Below are 14,990 nucleotides of genomic sequence, written 5' to 3' on the forward strand. Positions count from 1 at the left end.
AATGCCCGCACTTTTTTTCCGGATGCCGACATGACTGCCCTGAAGAACGACCGTTTCCTGCGCGCCCTGCTCAAGCAACCCGTAGACGTCACTCCCGTGTGGATGATGCGTCAGGCCGGCCGCTACCTGCCTGAATACCGCGCCAGTCGCGCCAAGGCCGGCGACTTCATGAGCCTGTGCATGAACCCGTCGTTCGCCTGCGAAGTCACCCTGCAGCCCCTGGACCGCTACCCGGGCCTGGATGCCGCCATCCTGTTCTCCGACATCCTGACCATCCCCGATGCCATGGGCCAGGGCCTGTATTTCGAGACCGGCGAAGGCCCGCGCTTCAAGAAAGTCGTCAGCACCCTGGCGGATATCGAAGCCCTGCCGATCCCCGATCCACAGAAGGACCTGGGTTATGTCATGGACGCGGTCAGCACCATTCGCCGTGAACTCAATGGCCGGGTGCCGCTGATCGGCTTCTCGGGCAGCCCCTGGACCCTGGCGACCTACATGGTCGAAGGCGGCTCGTCGAAAGACTTCCGCAAGACCAAGGCCATGCTCTACGACAACCCGCAGGCCCTGCACCTGCTGCTGGACAAGCTGGCCCAGTCGGTGACCTCGTACCTCAACGGGCAGATCCTGGCCGGTGCCCAGGCCGTGCAGATCTTCGACACCTGGGGCGGCAACCTGTCGGCGGCGGCCTATCAGGAGTTTTCCCTGGCCTACATGCGCAAGATCGTCAGCGGGCTGATCCGCGAGCATGAAGGGCGCAAGGTGCCGGTGATCCTGTTCACCAAGAACGGCGGCCTGTGGCTGGAAAGCATTGCCGAGGCGGGCGCCGATGCCCTGGGCCTGGACTGGACCTGTGACCTGGGCGAAGCCCGTCGTCGGGTGGGCGGCAAGGTCGCGTTGCAAGGCAACATGGACCCTACCGTGCTTTATGCCAAACCCGAGGCGATCCGTGCCGAAGTGGCGCGGATCCTCGGCAGCTACGGCGAGGGTTCGGGCCACGTGTTCAACCTGGGCCATGGCATCACCCCGGAAGTCGATCCGGAACATGCCGGCGCCTTTATCAACGCCGTGCACGAGTTTTCCGCGCAGTACCATCGCTGACCCCTCGGCCAAAGCCCCGCCCCGGCGGGGCTTGCGGCCTGTCTCGCTTTATCCCGCCTTGTCTCTTCTTTCTCCTGGAATACGGGTTTTCCAGGGGTTGATGCCTGATTGCTGACCGATCCTTCCTCATAGTCGGAGTTATCCGACAGCTAAAAAACTAAATATTCGTACAATACAAAGCCTGATTCTTATTCGGAAAGTTACAGCGGCGCATCTCTCGATAACTTTGCTGTAGGACTATTTGTTTTCGCTTGTACGAACAATGAGAAGTTTTTCTCCGGACTTCTGATGTTCGAACGTCTTGTATCTTTCAGGTTCGCATAGTTTCGAATAGATGAGGTTGGTCATCATGAACATGATGTTCGTGATAATTAAAAGTGGCATCGATAAGGAAGCGGCGTGCTTCGCACAGGGAGAGTGCGTGGCCTCGTCAAATATGACTCTGGAGTTGGATTGCATGATAAAAAGACGTTCAAGTTCGGTATCGGGAGGGGCTTCTTCCCTGGCCATGCTGGCGGCGCTGATCGCTTCGCAACAGGTGGCGGCCCATGGTTACCTGAGTGATCCACCTTCACGGGCCTATGCCTGTCAGCAAGGCCTCAACAAGGATTGTGGAGGCGCGCAGTACGAGCCGCAAAGCGTCGGCGAGACATTCAAGGGATTCCCTGCGGGGGCGGGCGGCAACCCGTTGCAAGGTCCCGTCGATGGCCGGATCGCCAGTGGCGGCGCGGCCAATTTCTCCGCGCTGGACGCCCAGAGCGCGACGCGTTGGCACCTGACCGAAATCAAGGACCGCGAGATCCAGTTCGCCTGGCAGTACACGGCGGCGCACCCGGCGACCCGGCACGAGTATTTCATTACCCGCTCCGGCTGGAACCCCAACCTGCCACTGAGCCGTGCCTCGTTTGACGGCACGCCCTTCTGCACGGTCGATGGCGGCAACGCGCTGCCGGTTTCCGGCGCCCGGCATGCCTGTGTCATTCCGCCGGACAAGAGCGGCCAGCACGTCATCCTGGGCGTATGGACGGTCGGCGATACCGATGCGGCCTTCTACAACGTGGCCGATGTGAACATCCTGGCCGAGGCGGTCGCGCCGGACGGCTGGAACACCGTCGGCCACATCACCCCGGCGCCGGCGGCCTTGCTGGTGGGGGACGCGGTCAAGGCCCGGGCCTTTGGCGCCGATGGCGAGATCAACGAGCGGCGTGTCGGGATCAGCATCGATACCGCCGAGGAAGGCCGACCGGAAAACTGGTCGTTCAAGCTGGCCGAGCAGATCAACCGCACCCAGGAACTGGTCCGCGCCGGCGTGCGTGACGAGGACGGCAACATCCATCCGATCAAGGGGGCGAACAAGGTCTTTGCCAAGGCCGAAAGTGGCGTCAGGCGCTACGAATTGCAGATGGAGTTGAAGGAAGATGCCGACGCCGACCTGCGCATCTCGGCAATCAGCAACGACTACGCGCTGGACAAGGGGCGGGTGAGCCTGCCGGTGCCGATCCTTGGCAACCGTGCGATGAATGTCGAGGTCACGGTCTTCGACGCCGGCAACAAGCCCGTGGGTTCCGTCACGCAGCAGGTGGAAGCCGGTTCGACCTGGCTGAACGTGGATGTGCGCAGTGCGCCGGGCACTCACCAGCTCAAGCTGGTCGGCACGACCGTCGATGGACGGACCACGCGCCAGGACCTGGTATCCATCGAGCTGGGCGGCGAAGGCAGCGATCAGGAATACGACGCGGTCTATCCGCAGGGCATTGCCGACTACAAGCCCGGTACCACGGTATTGCAGGGTGACAAGGTCTACGAGTGCAAGCCTTTTCCCGCCGGAGATTGGTGCAAGATCAATAGTCACCACTATGTACCCGGACATGGTTCCAACTGGCAGGATGCCTGGATAGCCAGATAACCCGAGTATCAGGAATCTGAGGCAACGTCTGGATAAGTTGCTTCAGATTCGTGTGATCGTTTTTTAACTTGTTATTGATTTTTTATTGTTCTGTTTTTTTGTTCGTGATGTTTTAAGTGATTTTTAAGTGGCTTTTAAATGACTGTTTTTTGGATGAGTGGTTTATATAAGTAATGAATATTTATCTTTGGTCAGGGTGCCGGTACTTGTGAATACAAAGAATTCGATTCTCTGGCGCATGGTCTGGTGAATATCCAGATGGGGCGGTACGCCACGATTCTGCTGCGTGTCCTGTTGTGCCTGGCGCCGCTGGTGTATGGCGGCTGGCTGGGCTGGCGCGAGTGGGTCTTTCGCCAGGACCTGCCGGCGGCTCCGGTCTTCAACTTCATTTCGACGGCCCCGGCGCCCCGGCCCGAGCCCCTCGACCCGGTAGCAGTGGCTACGGTGCTTGGCCTGTCGCCCACCGATGCGCTGGTCCGTAGCGCCGAGGCGCTGCAACTGCGCGCCAGTTTCGTCGCCAGTTCAGGGGCGTCACGGGCGTTGCTGGGCGGGGCGCAGGGCCAGCGAATCTATCAGGTCGGCGATCGCCTGCCCGGCGGTAGTGTCCTGCGCCGGGTCGAGGTCGGGCGCGTGGTGCTCTGGCGCAACGGACGCGAGGAGTCGCTGGCCCTGGAGCAGCCTGCGAGGCTGCTGCTGGCGGCCGGCGGGAGTGCCGCTGCCGGGTCTTCCCTTTACCTGCGGCCAACGGCCCAGCATCAGAGTGAGTGAATGAAGCCGTCCGCCGCAACCGCTGCGTGGTGCCTGATGGTCCCCGGCCTGCTCTTGTCGATGCTGCTCCTGGTCACCGCGGCGGGCGCCGAGGAGCCGCAATGGCAACTGGCGATGAACGATGCCGAGCTGCGCGACGTGGTCCGGGAAATGTCCTCGATACTCGGCACCACGGTGGTCCTCGACCCACGGGTGCAGGGGCGTGTCACCGTGCTCTCGGAGCAGGCCCTGGACCGTGAGGGTGTGCGGCGGCTGTTCTATTCGGTACTGGATGCCCACAACTTCACGGTCATCGATGAAGGCGATCGTATCCTGGTCACGCCGGTGGCGGATGCGCGCACCCGTGCCAGTGGTATCGACAACGCTGCGGCCGGGACCGGGCAGTTCGTCACCGAAGTGGTGGCCTTGAACAACAGCGTGGCCACGGATATCGCCGCACTGGTGCGCCCGCTGGTGTCGGTCAATGGCTATGTCGGTCCCTCGGCCTCGGCCAATGCGCTGGTGATCACCGATGGTGCGGCCAATGTCCGGCGAGTCGCGAAGATCGTCCGGCAACTGGACGCGGGCCACAAGAACACCCACGGCGTCGTGCAACTGAAGCACGGTCTGGCGGCTGACCTGGCCCGCGTGATGGAGCAATCCCTGGGCAAGCAGGGTGCCGAGTCGGGCAGCCAGGTGATTGCCGATACCCGCAACAATCGCCTGCTGCTGATCGGCCCCGAAGTCGTGCGCAGGCGCCTGGGCGAAATGGCCCGTTCACTCGACACTCCGGCGCCGGTGCTCGCGGACAACGCCCGGGTGATCCGCCTGCGGCACAGCGATGCCAGGCAGTTGGCCGAAGTGTTGGATGCCATGGGGCAGGGGCTCGGCCAGGATGCCGGTGGCGGCGCCAGCCGGGACGCGTCGTCGGGCAAGGCCGTGGTCAAGGCCGACGAGAGCCAGAACGCACTGGTGTTGATTGCCGAACCGGCCCAGGTGCGAACCCTGGAGAGCATCGTGCGCCAGCTGGACCAGCCGCGTTCGCAAGTGCTGATCCACGCGGCGATTGTCGAGATTTCCGGGGATATCAACGAGGCCCTGGGGGTGCAGTGGGGCGGCAGATCCGGCAGTGTCCGGGGCAGCATCGCCTTTCCCGGTACGGACATCACCCTGCCGGCTTTCGCCGCCGGCACCCTGCCGCGCGAAGGCGGTGCCGTGTTACGCATCGGCAGTGATCGTTTCGGCATGCTGGTGTCCGCCCTGGCCAGCAATACCCGCAACAATGTGCTGTCCACCCCCAGCCTGCTGACCCTGGACAACCAGGAAGCGGAGATCCTGGTGGGCCAGAACGTGCCCTTCAAGAGCGGCTCCTACCAGCCCTCCGACGACGGCAACGGCAAGCCCTACAACACGGTCACGCGCCATGATATCGGGATCAAGCTGAAGATCCGCCCGCATATCAACGAAGGCTCGACCCTGCGGCTGCAGGTCGAGCAGGAAAACTCCGAGCTGACCAAGAGCACGGAGATCACCGATGACCTGATCACCAACAAGCGTACCCTGAAGAGCACCATCCTTGCCGACGATGGCGAAATCATCGTGATCGGCGGCCTGATCAAGGACAGCATCCGCACCCAGGAAAGCGGCGTGCCGCTGCTGCGTGATATCCCGTACCTGGGCGCACTGTTTCGCTGGAACAGTGAAAAGCACGAAAAAACCAACCTCATGGTATTCCTCCGGCCGAGCATCGTGCGCGGCAAGGAAGACCTGGTCGAGGTCAGTGCCCAGCGCTACGACCGATTGCGCGAACTCAGCCGGCCTTCGGTACGCCAGGGCAATTCGCTGCTGCTGCCCAGCGACCCGCAGCAACTGTTCGAGGGGCGCGACGAGGCGGCGATCGATCTGCGCCGCAATCAGGCGGACGCACCATGAGGCAACGGTTGCCGTTCGGTTTTGCCCGGCGTTCTGGCGTGTTGCTGGAGCCGCAGGGCGAGACAGCGCTCCTGTCGATACGCGAGGACACGCCGCTGACCGCCTTGTCCGAGGCCCGGCGAATGCTCGGCCGGGACTGGCCTGTGCAGGTGCTCGACGGACCGACGTTCGCCGTTCGCCTGGCCGCCGCCTACAGCGATGGCCAGAGCGCCGCCGAGCAGGTCGCCCAGGGCCTGGACGACGAACTGGACCTGATCAGCCTGGCCGATCGACTGCCGCAGACCGCCGACCTGCTGGAGCAGGAAGGCGATGCGCCGATCATCCGCCTGATCAATGCCCTGCTCAGCGAGGCCGTGCGCGAGAAGGCCTCGGACGTGCATCTGGAGACCTTCGAGCACAGCGTCTCGGTCCGCCTGCGGATCGACGGCCAGTTGCGCGAAGTGCTCAGGCCCCGGCGGGAACTGGCCACCCTGCTGGTGTCGCGGATCAAGGTCATGGCGCGGCTGGATATCGCCGAGAAACGCGTGCCCCAGGACGGCCGCATGGCCTTGCGGCTGGCCGGGCATGAGGTCGACGTGCGGGTTTCCACCCTGCCTTCGGCCCATGGCGAGCGGGTGGTGTTGCGCCTGCTCGACAAGCAGGCCGGACGTCTCGAGCTTGAAAGCCTGGGCATGCCGGCGCAAACCCTGGAACGGTTCCGGCGAATCCTCGGCAAGCCCCACGGGATCTTCCTGGTCACCGGGCCGACCGGCTCCGGCAAGACCACCAGCCTCTACGCGGCGCTGAGTCATCTCAACGACCAGACGCGCAACATCCTCACGGTCGAAGACCCCATCGAGTACCACCTGCCGGGCATCGGCCAGACCCCGGTCAATCCCAAGGTCGAGATGACCTTTGCCCGCGGCTTGCGGGCGATCCTGCGCCAGGATCCGGACGTGGTGATGGTCGGCGAGATACGCGACCGGGAAACCGCCGCCATTGCCGTGCAGGCGTCCCTGACCGGGCACCTGGTGCTCTCGACCCTGCACACCAACAGCGCGGCGGGGGCGGTGACACGCTTGCTGGACATGGGCGTCGACGCGTACCTGCTGGCGTCATCGCTGGTCGGCGTCCTGGCCCAGCGCCTGGTACGTACCCTGTGTCCCGCGTGCAAGCTGCCCGAGGTCGCGGACCTGGCGGCCCGCCAGCGTCTCGGCCTGGAGCCGTGGGCCACGGCGACGCTGTTCCGCGCCGTGGGCTGCGAGCATTGCCAGCAGGGTTATCGCGGGCGCACCGCGATCCATGAACTGATCGGCATCACCCCGGACCTGGCCGGTTTGATCCACCACGGTGCCGGCGAACCGGAACTGGCACGCCAGGCCCGGTGTGTCGCGCCGAGCCTGTTCCAGGACGGCCAACGGCTGGTCCTGGAAGGTCGCACCAGCCTCGATGAACTGCTGCGCGTCACGCAGGAAGACTGAGGATGCCGACCTTCGATTATCACGCCCAGGACGTTCACGGCCGCCGTTGCCGTGGTCAACAGCAGGCCGAGAGCGCCCGGCATGCGCGGCAGTTGTTACGCGAGCGTGGCCTGTTGCCGACCGGACTGAAAGCGACCCGGAGCCCGTCCGTCGCGTTCGCCGGCCATGGCGCCGATACGCGCCTGAGCGCTGCCGAGCTGGCGCTGCTGACCCTGCAATTGTCGACCCTGATCCAGGCCGGGTTGCCGCTGGAAGAAGCCCTGCTGGCCGTGGCGGCGCAGAGCGGGAAGCGCCGGGCCGGCAACCTGTTGACGGCGGTTCGCGGCCGGGTCATGGAGGGCTATGCGCTGTCCTCGGCGCTGGCCGGTTTCCCCAGGGCCTTCCCCCAGCTGTTCCGCGCCACCCTGGCGGCCGGCGAGCGCTCGGGGCACCTGGGGCAGGTACTGGAGCAACTGGCGCACTACACCGAAGCCCGCCAGCAATCACGGCAGAAGATCCAGCTGGCGCTGGTCTACCCGCTGATCCTGCTGCTGGCATCGATGGGCATCGTCGGCTTTCTACTGGGCTATGTGGTGCCGGATGTGGTGCGGATCTTTATCGACGGCGGCCGCGAGTTGCCGTTGCTTACCCGTGGCCTGATCGGCCTCAGCGACGGCCTGCGCGCCTACGCGGTGCCGATCCTGGTCGGAGTGTCCGGCCTGGGCCTGCTCCTGCGGTTGGCCTTGAGCCGCCAGCGGATGCGCCTGCGCTGGCATGCCTGGCTGTTGCGCGCGCCGCTGGCCGGCGGGGTGTTTCGTGCGGTGGAAGCGGCGCGCTTTGCCAGCACCCTGGCGATTCTCTGCAAGAGCGCCGTGCCCCTGGTGGATGCCCTGGAAATCTCCGCCACGGTGATCGGCAACCTGGCGATTCGCGCACGCATGCTCGAGGTCGCCCGCTCGGTGCGCGAAGGCGGCACCCTGACCCGGGGGCTGGAGCAGAGCGGCGATATCCCGCCGCTGATGCTGCACATGATCGCCAGCGGCGAGCGCGCGGGCGAACTGGACAGCATGCTGGCGCGGGCCGCCGAGCAACAGGAGAAAACCCTCGCGGCCCGCATTGCGCTGGTCGTGAGTCTGTTCGAGCCGGCAATGCTGGTGGTGATGGGCGGCGTCGTGCTGCTGATCGTCATGGCGATCCTGCTGCCGATTCTCAGCCTCAACCAAATGGTGAATTGACCCATGAAAACTTCTCGAACCTCTGTGCAACGCGGCTTCACCCTGATTGAAATCATGGTCGTGGTGGTGATCATCGGCGTGCTGGGCGCGCTGGTGGTGCCTCAGTTCATGGGCCGCACGGACCAGGCCAGGGTCACGGCCGCCCGCACCGATATCCAGGCCATCGGCACCGCGTTGGAGATGTACCGTCTCGACAACTTCAACTATCCCTCGACGCAGCAGGGGCTGGAGGCCCTGGTGCGCAAACCGCTGGGCACGCCGGAACCAGGGAACTGGAATCCCCACGGCTACCTGAAGCACCTGCCGGTCGATCCCTGGGGCACGCCCTACCAGTACCTGAGCCCGGGCACCCGCGCCAAGGGCTACGACCTCTACTCCTTCGGCGCCGACGGTGTGTCCGGCGGCGAGGAATTGGCCGCCGATATCGGCAACTGGGGCAGTTGACCGATGCACGGGCGTTCGCGTGGCTTCACCCTGCTGGAGTTGCTGGTGGTCGTGGTGATCATGGGCGTGGTGGTCGGCCTGATCGGCTTCTCCATGAAACCCAGCCCGGCCCGCCAGGCCCGTGATGAAGCCGGCGCGCTGGTGCAACTGTTGCAGCAACTGCGCGAGCAGGCCGTGCTCGATGGCCAGGAGTTCGGCCTGCGGATCAATGCCAGTGGTTATCAGGTGGTGGTCTTCGAGCGTCCCGACTGGCGTGCGGCGGGGGCGCCTTATCGGCTGCCCGATGGGCTGTACTTTCGCCTGGAACTCGAAGGGCGACCGCTGAAGCTCGGCGACCGCCTGAACCAGCCGCAATTGCTGGTACTCAGCAGCGATGAAATGAGTGCCTTCACCCTGCACTATGAAACCGCGCAACGGCGCTGGCTGAGTGTCTCGGGGGACGGCCTTGGCGATCCGGCCATCGATGAAGGCTGAGCGCGGTTTTACCTTGCTGGAAGTCATGCTCGCCCTGGCGATCTTCGGCCTGCTCGCCGCCGCGGTGCTGTCGGCCAGCCAGTATGTGCTGCGCCAGGCCGGCACGCTGCAGGAGCGTCTTTTCGCCAGTTGGCTGGCGGATAACCAATTGGCCGAGCTGCGCCTGCAATCCTCGTTGGCGCCGGGGCGGCAGGAGCTGGTCCGGCACTTCGACCGACGTGAGTGGCGTTTGAGCCAGCGCCTGACGCCGGCGTTCGACAAGCGCCTGATCAAGGTCGAACTGGACGTCCGCCTCGGCGACCGCCCGCAGGTGCTGCATCGCGGCACGGGCTGGCTGCCGGTCGCGGATGGGGTGTCGCGTGATGAGTAGGCAGGCCGGCTTTACCCTGCTGGAGCTGGTCATCGCCCTGGCGATCTTCAGCCTGCTGAGCCTCGGCTGCTGGCGCCTGTATGACGGGCTGGTGCGGGTCCAGGGCCAGGTGTCCCTGTATGAACAGGCATTGCGCAAGCTGCAACGGGCGATCGGCGTGGTGGAGCGGGATGTCCTGCAGGTCGTGGTGTCCGGGGACACTGCGTCGTTGGTGTTGCGCGAGGGTGTGCTGAGCCTGCAACGGGCTAACTGGCGCAACCCGCTGGACCAGCCGCGCAGCGAGCGCCAGGAGATCAGCTACCGCCTCAAGGATGGCTTGTTGTGGCGAGACAGTCGCAGTCCCGAGCTGGCGACGGTCCAGCGCCAGGCTCTGCTGGCGGATGTCCGGCGGTTGCAGTGGCGATTCTACGACGCCAAGGTCGGCTGGCGCGCTGACTGGCCGAGCCCGACCAGTCGGCCCCGGGCCCTTGAGGTGACCTTGTCCGCCGGGCGCTTCGAACACATCCGTCGGGTCATCCCGTTGCCGGAGGGCCCGTGATGCCGGGACCACAGCGTGGGGTGGCGCTGATCACCGTGCTATTGATCATGGCCCTGGCGCTGTTGCTGACCGCCAGCCTGCTGCGCAGCCACCGCCTGACTTTGCACAGCAGCGCCCAGCATATCCATCAGGTGCAGCTGCGACAGTGGGCATTTGCCCTGGAGGACTGGGCCGGGCAGTTGCTGCAGAATGCCGAAATGACGGCATCGGAGAACGTCAACCTGGCCCAGGAGTGGGCGCGGCGGCCGGTGGATTTCGCGCTTGCCGATGCCGACGTGCAGCTGGAGATCGAGGATCTGGCCGGGCGTTTCAACCTGACTCCGTTGCTCCGGCCCGGCAAGGCGGATGAGCTGGTCCTCGGCCGTTGGTCGCGGCTGCTGGCGTTACTGGAGATTGCGCCCATCGACCTCGCGCCGCTGCGGGGCATCGGGATCAGCGATCCGAGCCAGTTGCGGCTGCTTCCCGGCGTGGATGGGGCGAGCCTGCACCGCCTGCTGCCGCGAGTGGCCTTGTTGCCGGGCGATGCCACCCTGAACGTCAACACCGCCGGCGCGCTGCTGCTGGCGACCCTGGAAGGCCTGTCCGCCACCGAGGCACAGGCTCTGGTCCAGCAACGTCCGGCCGGGGGGTATCCCGATGCGGGCGCCTTCGCCCTGGCCTCCGGTCTGCAGGGCCGGGGCATTGCCAGCCACGGCCTGGGTGTCGGCAGCCGCTGGTTCCGGGTCACCGTCGACGTGAGCGCCGGGAGCAGTCGCCTGCGGCTGGTCAGCGACCTTGAGCGTGATGCGAAAACCCGGCGTGTGCGTGTTGTACAACGCCGTTTCCCGGCCCCGACCCACAGTGAACCGCCGTCATGAACCACTGGCTTTACCTTTATCCCGCCGGGCTCGATGTGCCGGGCGCCGACTGGCCGGTTGCCTGCTGGCAGGACGCCGGCGAACCACGCGACATCAGCCTGGCCGAAGCCGCCCGTGCATGGGCGGGGCAGTCCGTACGGGTGATCCTGCCGATGGAGGCATGCAGCTGGCTGCGCAGCGAATCGTGGCCCGGACGCCGGCAGCCGACCACCCAGGCACTGGCCTTTGCCATCGAGGAGCAGTTGGCGGATGACCTGGAAAACCTGCACATCGCCGTGGGTACGGCTGATCAGGCACGTCGCTACCCCTTGCTGGTGATCGACAAGGCGCGTCTGCGCGGCATTATCGATGTGTTGCGGGAGTCGGGCCTGCAACTCGCCAGTGTCCAGGTCGATGCCGACTTGCTGCCTGCCGATCGGGCATACGGGGTCTGGTGGGCCGGCCGCTGGTTGCTGGGCGGGGCACTGGAGGCGCGCCTGGCGTTGTCGGAGCCGGCCTTGCAATGCCTGCGGCCGCGACTGCCGGCCGAGCTCTGCTGGCTTGATCGGCAGCCAAACTCGGCGGTCGGCGCGTTGCTGGGTTCGGGGCAGGGCACGGACTTGCTCCAGGGGGCATTCCGCCGCACCGCCGGACATCGGCCCTGGCCGCTGTTGGTGGCTTCGGCGCTGGCGCTGTTCGCCCTGTCCTGGGGGTTTACCCAGGCCCGCAGCCGGCATCTCGAAGACAGTGCCTCGCAGTTGTATGAACAGAGTGTCCGGCATTTCCAGGCGCTCTATCCGGAGCAGACCCGCATTGTCGACCTGTCGGCCCAGCTCAAGGCCCTGGGCGCCGCCGATGCCCAGCCGCCACGGCAGATGGTGCGTCTGGTGCAACTGGTCGAACAGGTGATCGGCGGTAGCAGTGTCGAGGTGCAGCGCATCGAGTATCGGGTTGGTACGGGCTGGACGGTGGTGCTGGCGGCGAACAGCTTCATCGAGTTGGAGCAACTGCGTGAACGCGGGCGGCAAAGCGCGCTGCCGATCCAGCTGGGCAATGCGAGCAAGGACCGCAAGCGCGTGCAGGCGGTGCTGACCCTGGGGGAGAACGGATGATCAGGCGTGTGCCTATCGCTGTCGCGCCGGCGCTGGTCGAGCGCTGGCAACGCCTGGCCCGGCGAGAGCGCCAACTGTTGGCCGGGCTGGGTGTCTTCCTGCTGGCGGCGACGCTGTTCAGCGGCCTCTGGCAGCCGGCACAACAGCGCCTGGAGCAGGCCCGGCGCCTGTATCAGCAGCGCTGGGCCCTGGCTGCCGAAGTGCAGCGTGCCCGGCCGGCAACCGTGCAGGCGACCTCCACGCAACCGCTGTCGACCCGTCTCGGCGAAAGCGCGTTGGCCGCCGGGCTTGAGTTGCAGCAACTGGACCAGGACGGACAGTCGCTGCGGCTGACGATCTCGGGAGAGGCCCTGGCCCTGCTCGGCTGGCTGGACCAGATCGAACAGGGCGGAGCCTTGTTGCAGACCCTCAGCCTGGAAAAACGCGACAAGCAGCTGGAGGCGAGGGTGGTGTGGACGAGCCCCTGACTCGGCTGGCCAGGGCTCAGGCTGACTGGTTGCCCGCCAGCACCGGCAGCCGCGCCAGCTTCAGCGCTACCAGCAGGGCCAGTACCAGCAGCCCACCGATAAACAGGCCGATGCCGTTCCAGGCCGCGTAGTGCCAGGCCACACCGCCCAGGGTGCCGGCGACGCTGGAACCGACGTAGTAGCAGAACAGGTACAGTGACGATGCCTGACCCTTGGCTTTCAGGGCCCGGCGACCGATCCAACTGCTGGCCACCGAGTGCGCGCCGAAGAAACCGAAGGTGAACAGCAGGACACCCACGATCACCACCGGCAGCGGCATGGCCATCGTCAGCGCGATCCCCACCAGCATGATCAGGATCATCGCCCACAGCACCTTGCGCCGGCCCAGTTTGTCGGCCAGGGAACCGATCTGCGCGGAGCTGTAGATCCCCGACAGGTAGACGATCGACAGCAGGCCGACAAAGGCCTGGCTCAGGCCGTAGGGTTCGGCCAGCAGGCGATAGCCGATGTAGTTGAACAGGGTCACGAAGGCCCCCATCAGCAGGAAGCCTTCGACAAACAGCCATGGCAGGCCGGCGTCGCGAAAATGGATGGTGAAGCCGTTGAGCAGGCTGCGGGTATTGAGTTTGCTCGGGCGGAAGTTGCGTGATTCCGGGAGGATCTTCCAGAACACGGTCGCCGCGATCAGCGCCAGGCCGCCGATCACCAGCAGGGCGGTGTGCCAACTGACGAAGTCGATCAGCACGCCGATGATCAGTCGCCCGCTCATCCCGCCGATGGCGTTGCCGCCGATATACAGGCCCATCGCCAGGCCGATGTGCTGGGGATGGATTTCCTCGCTCAGGTAGGTCATGCCGACCGCCGCCAGGCCGCTCAGTGACAGCCCCACCAGCGCCCGCATCAGCAGCACGCCCTGCCAGTTGGGCATGAACGCCCCGAGGATGGTGAACAGCGCCGCGCCGAACAGGGCCACCACCATCACCGGCTTGCGCCCGAGGCTGTCGGAAATCGGTCCGGTGATCAGCAGGCCGATGGCGAGCATCGCGGTCGCCACCGACAGGATCAGGCTGCTCTGGGCCGCGTTGATGCCGTATTCCCTGGACAGCACCGGCATCATCGGCTGCACGCAGTACAGCAGGGCGAAGGTGGCGAAGCCGCCGGAGAACAGCGCCAGGACCGTGCGCATGAACGCCGGGGTGCCTTTTTCGATATAGGTATCGTTGAGTTGGGCGACAACATCGTCCAGCGCACTGGGGGGGATTTCGTGGGCGAGTGGAGCGACAGCAGTTTTCACGGGGGACCTCGGGAGGAGCAGCCGGTCAGGCAATGGAAAAAGCATATAGCTGGCTAACTATTCTTTCCAATATATTGTTCGACCTGTTTGATAGGTTTTACGACTCAATGAGGTGTCTATGGAATTGCGGCATTTGCGCTACTTCATCGCCGTGGCCGAGGAACTGCATTTTGGCCGTGCCGCGGAGCTGCTGGGGATCTCCCAGCCACCGTTGAGCCAGCAGATCCAGGCGCTGGAGCAGGAGCTCGGGGCGCGGCTGTTCGAGCGGACCAATCGTCGGGTCGAGCTCAGCGAGGCCGGTCGGCTGTTCCTCGAAGAGGCGCGGCTGGTGCTGGCGCAGGTCGACAAGGCGGCGGATGTGGCCCGGCGCGCGCAGTTGGGGGAACTGGGGGAACTGAAGATCGGCTTCACTTCGTCGGCGCCGTTCAACTCGACGATTCCCCAGGTACTCTTTGCGTTCCGCCAGTCCTTTCCGGCGGTGCATCTGAACCTGCGGGAAATGAGCAGCAAGATGGTCGCCGACGGGCTGATGGACGAGTCGATCGAGGTCGGCCTGATGCGCCCGTTGCCCTTGCCCGAGGCGCTGGATGTCGTCGAGCTGATGCATGAGCCGCTGGTGGCGGTGCTCAATTCCAAGCATCCGCTGGCAACGGGCAGCGAGGCGGGCTTGCACCTATCGGAGCTGGCGCTGGAGCCCTTTGTATTTTTCCCGCGCAGCTATGGCAGCGGTTTGTACGCGCAACTGATGACCCTGGCGCGACAGGCCGGTTTCAGTCCGCACTTTGCCCAGGAAGCCGGCGAGGCGATGACCATCATCGGCCTGGTGGCGGCGGGTCTGGGCGTCTCGGTGCTGCCGGCGTCCTACCAGCGGATCCGCATCGACGGCGTGGTCTATCGCCCCCTGCTCGATCCGGACGCGGTGTCGGCGGTGTGGCTGGTGCAACGCAAGGACCAGAAGTCGCCGATGGCCAAGGCGTTTGTCGAGTTGCTGACCAGGCGGACGGTGCCCCAGGCCTGAGATTTTTGATCGTTCCCACGCAGCAGGTGGGAACGAATGATGGAGGTCGCGCAGGCTTGCTCAGGCCGATTGAAGCCCCC

At 65.2% G+C, this 14,990-nt stretch carries 15 protein-coding genes; 14 read left to right on the forward strand and 1 reads right to left on the reverse strand.

Annotated features, from left to right (window positions below; genetic code table 11):
• The first annotated feature begins 30 nt into the window (after window positions 1-30).
• The 13 genes from hemE (at window position 31) to gspM (ending at window position 12,598) form a co-directional block, all read left to right on the forward strand.
• Window positions 31-1,098: a uroporphyrinogen decarboxylase gene (gene hemE, locus KI243_RS02145; RefSeq protein ID WP_017126905.1), complete on the forward strand. Its 1,068-nt coding sequence runs from the start codon at window positions 31-33 to the stop codon at window positions 1,096-1,098.
• 457 nt (window positions 1,099-1,555) lie between these two features.
• The gene (locus KI243_RS02150; protein WP_244861803.1) at window positions 1,556-3,004 is read left to right on the forward strand and encodes a lytic polysaccharide monooxygenase; all 1,449 of its coding nucleotides are present in this window, start codon (window positions 1,556-1,558) and stop codon (window positions 3,002-3,004) included.
• 246 nt (window positions 3,005-3,250) lie between these two features.
• Window positions 3,251-3,772, forward strand: a complete 522-nt coding sequence (locus tag KI243_RS02155; RefSeq protein WP_348529730.1) for a type II secretion system protein N — start codon at window positions 3,251-3,253, stop codon at window positions 3,770-3,772.
• Window positions 3,773-5,683, forward strand: a complete 1,911-nt coding sequence (gene gspD, locus KI243_RS02160; RefSeq protein ID WP_212810396.1) for a type II secretion system secretin GspD — start codon at window positions 3,773-3,775, stop codon at window positions 5,681-5,683.
• Window positions 5,680-7,143 (forward strand): type II secretion system ATPase GspE, encoded by a 1,464-nt coding sequence (gene gspE / locus KI243_RS02165; protein ID WP_212810397.1) that lies wholly within the window; start codon window positions 5,680-5,682, stop codon window positions 7,141-7,143. Before gspD ends, gspE begins: the two co-directional genes overlap by 4 nt.
• A gap of 2 nt (window positions 7,144-7,145) precedes the next feature.
• Window positions 7,146-8,357 (forward strand): type II secretion system inner membrane protein GspF, encoded by a 1,212-nt coding sequence (gspF, locus tag KI243_RS02170; protein WP_177119061.1) that lies wholly within the window; start codon window positions 7,146-7,148, stop codon window positions 8,355-8,357.
• Window positions 8,358-8,360: 3 nt separating this feature from the next.
• Window positions 8,361-8,801: a type II secretion system major pseudopilin GspG gene (gene gspG, locus KI243_RS02175; RefSeq protein ID WP_177119062.1), complete on the forward strand. Its 441-nt coding sequence runs from the start codon at window positions 8,361-8,363 to the stop codon at window positions 8,799-8,801.
• Between the two features lie 3 nt (window positions 8,802-8,804).
• Window positions 8,805-9,275 (forward strand): type II secretion system minor pseudopilin GspH, encoded by a 471-nt coding sequence (gene gspH, locus KI243_RS02180; protein WP_177119063.1) that lies wholly within the window; start codon window positions 8,805-8,807, stop codon window positions 9,273-9,275.
• A complete protein-coding gene (gspI, locus tag KI243_RS02185; protein ID WP_177083477.1) occupies window positions 9,265-9,645 on the forward strand; it encodes a type II secretion system minor pseudopilin GspI in 381 nt (126 codons plus the stop codon). Before gspH ends, gspI begins: the two co-directional genes overlap by 11 nt.
• Window positions 9,638-10,183, forward strand: coding sequence for a type II secretion system minor pseudopilin GspJ (gene gspJ, locus KI243_RS02190; protein ID WP_177119064.1), 546 nt, complete (start codon window positions 9,638-9,640; stop codon window positions 10,181-10,183). The genes gspI and gspJ overlap by 8 nt, the downstream gene beginning before the upstream one ends.
• Complete coding sequence (locus KI243_RS02195) at window positions 10,183-11,040, forward strand: type II secretion system protein GspK (protein WP_177119065.1); 858 nt, start codon at window positions 10,183-10,185, stop codon at window positions 11,038-11,040. The genes gspJ and KI243_RS02195 overlap by 1 nt, the downstream gene beginning before the upstream one ends.
• Window positions 11,037-12,131 (forward strand): type II secretion system protein GspL, encoded by a 1,095-nt coding sequence (gene gspL, locus KI243_RS02200; protein WP_177119066.1) that lies wholly within the window; start codon window positions 11,037-11,039, stop codon window positions 12,129-12,131. The genes KI243_RS02195 and gspL overlap by 4 nt, the downstream gene beginning before the upstream one ends.
• Window positions 12,128-12,598: a type II secretion system protein GspM gene (gene gspM / locus KI243_RS02205; protein ID WP_017126894.1), complete on the forward strand. Its 471-nt coding sequence runs from the start codon at window positions 12,128-12,130 to the stop codon at window positions 12,596-12,598. Before gspL ends, gspM begins: the two co-directional genes overlap by 4 nt.
• A gap of 16 nt (window positions 12,599-12,614) precedes the next feature.
• Here gspM and KI243_RS02210 read toward each other — a convergent pair whose 3' ends face one another.
• Window positions 12,615-13,892: an MFS transporter gene (locus tag KI243_RS02210; RefSeq protein ID WP_017126893.1), complete on the reverse strand. Its 1,278-nt coding sequence runs from the start codon at window positions 13,890-13,892 to the stop codon at window positions 12,615-12,617.
• Between the two features lie 118 nt (window positions 13,893-14,010).
• Here KI243_RS02210 and KI243_RS02215 point away from each other — a divergent pair, with 118 nt between their 5' ends.
• Complete coding sequence (locus tag KI243_RS02215; RefSeq protein ID WP_017126892.1) at window positions 14,011-14,910, forward strand: LysR family transcriptional regulator; 900 nt, start codon at window positions 14,011-14,013, stop codon at window positions 14,908-14,910.
• The last annotated feature ends 80 nt before the right edge of the window (window positions 14,911-14,990 follow it).

Origin of the sequence: Pseudomonas sp. Ost2 (assembly GCF_018326065.1) — a bacterium.
GTDB lineage: Bacteria > Pseudomonadota > Gammaproteobacteria > Pseudomonadales > Pseudomonadaceae > Aquipseudomonas > Aquipseudomonas gingeri.

What these genes read in the sequence shown, in the direction of transcription:
- gspI (WP_177083477.1), top strand. Translation starts at nt 9,265, where the DNA reads ATGAAGGCTGAGCGCGGTTTTACCTTGCTGGAAGTCATGCTCGCCCTG.
- gspL (WP_177119066.1), top strand. Translation starts at nt 11,037, where the DNA reads ATGAACCACTGGCTTTACCTTTATCCCGCCGGGCTCGATGTGCCGGGC.
- KI243_RS02195 (WP_177119065.1), top strand. Translation starts at nt 10,183, where the DNA reads ATGCCGGGACCACAGCGTGGGGTGGCGCTGATCACCGTGCTATTGATC.
- gspM (WP_017126894.1), top strand. Translation starts at nt 12,128, where the DNA reads ATGATCAGGCGTGTGCCTATCGCTGTCGCGCCGGCGCTGGTCGAGCGC.
- gspD (WP_212810396.1), top strand. Translation starts at nt 3,773, where the DNA reads ATGAAGCCGTCCGCCGCAACCGCTGCGTGGTGCCTGATGGTCCCCGGC.
- hemE (WP_017126905.1), top strand. Translation starts at nt 31, where the DNA reads ATGACTGCCCTGAAGAACGACCGTTTCCTGCGCGCCCTGCTCAAGCAA.
- gspF (WP_177119061.1), top strand. Translation starts at nt 7,146, where the DNA reads ATGCCGACCTTCGATTATCACGCCCAGGACGTTCACGGCCGCCGTTGC.
- gspG (WP_177119062.1), top strand. Translation starts at nt 8,361, where the DNA reads ATGAAAACTTCTCGAACCTCTGTGCAACGCGGCTTCACCCTGATTGAA.
- gspE (WP_212810397.1), top strand. Translation starts at nt 5,680, where the DNA reads ATGAGGCAACGGTTGCCGTTCGGTTTTGCCCGGCGTTCTGGCGTGTTG.
- KI243_RS02150 (WP_244861803.1), top strand. Translation starts at nt 1,556, where the DNA reads ATGATAAAAAGACGTTCAAGTTCGGTATCGGGAGGGGCTTCTTCCCTG.
- KI243_RS02215 (WP_017126892.1), top strand. Translation starts at nt 14,011, where the DNA reads ATGGAATTGCGGCATTTGCGCTACTTCATCGCCGTGGCCGAGGAACTG.
- gspH (WP_177119063.1), top strand. Translation starts at nt 8,805, where the DNA reads ATGCACGGGCGTTCGCGTGGCTTCACCCTGCTGGAGTTGCTGGTGGTC.
- gspJ (WP_177119064.1), top strand. Translation starts at nt 9,638, where the DNA reads ATGAGTAGGCAGGCCGGCTTTACCCTGCTGGAGCTGGTCATCGCCCTG.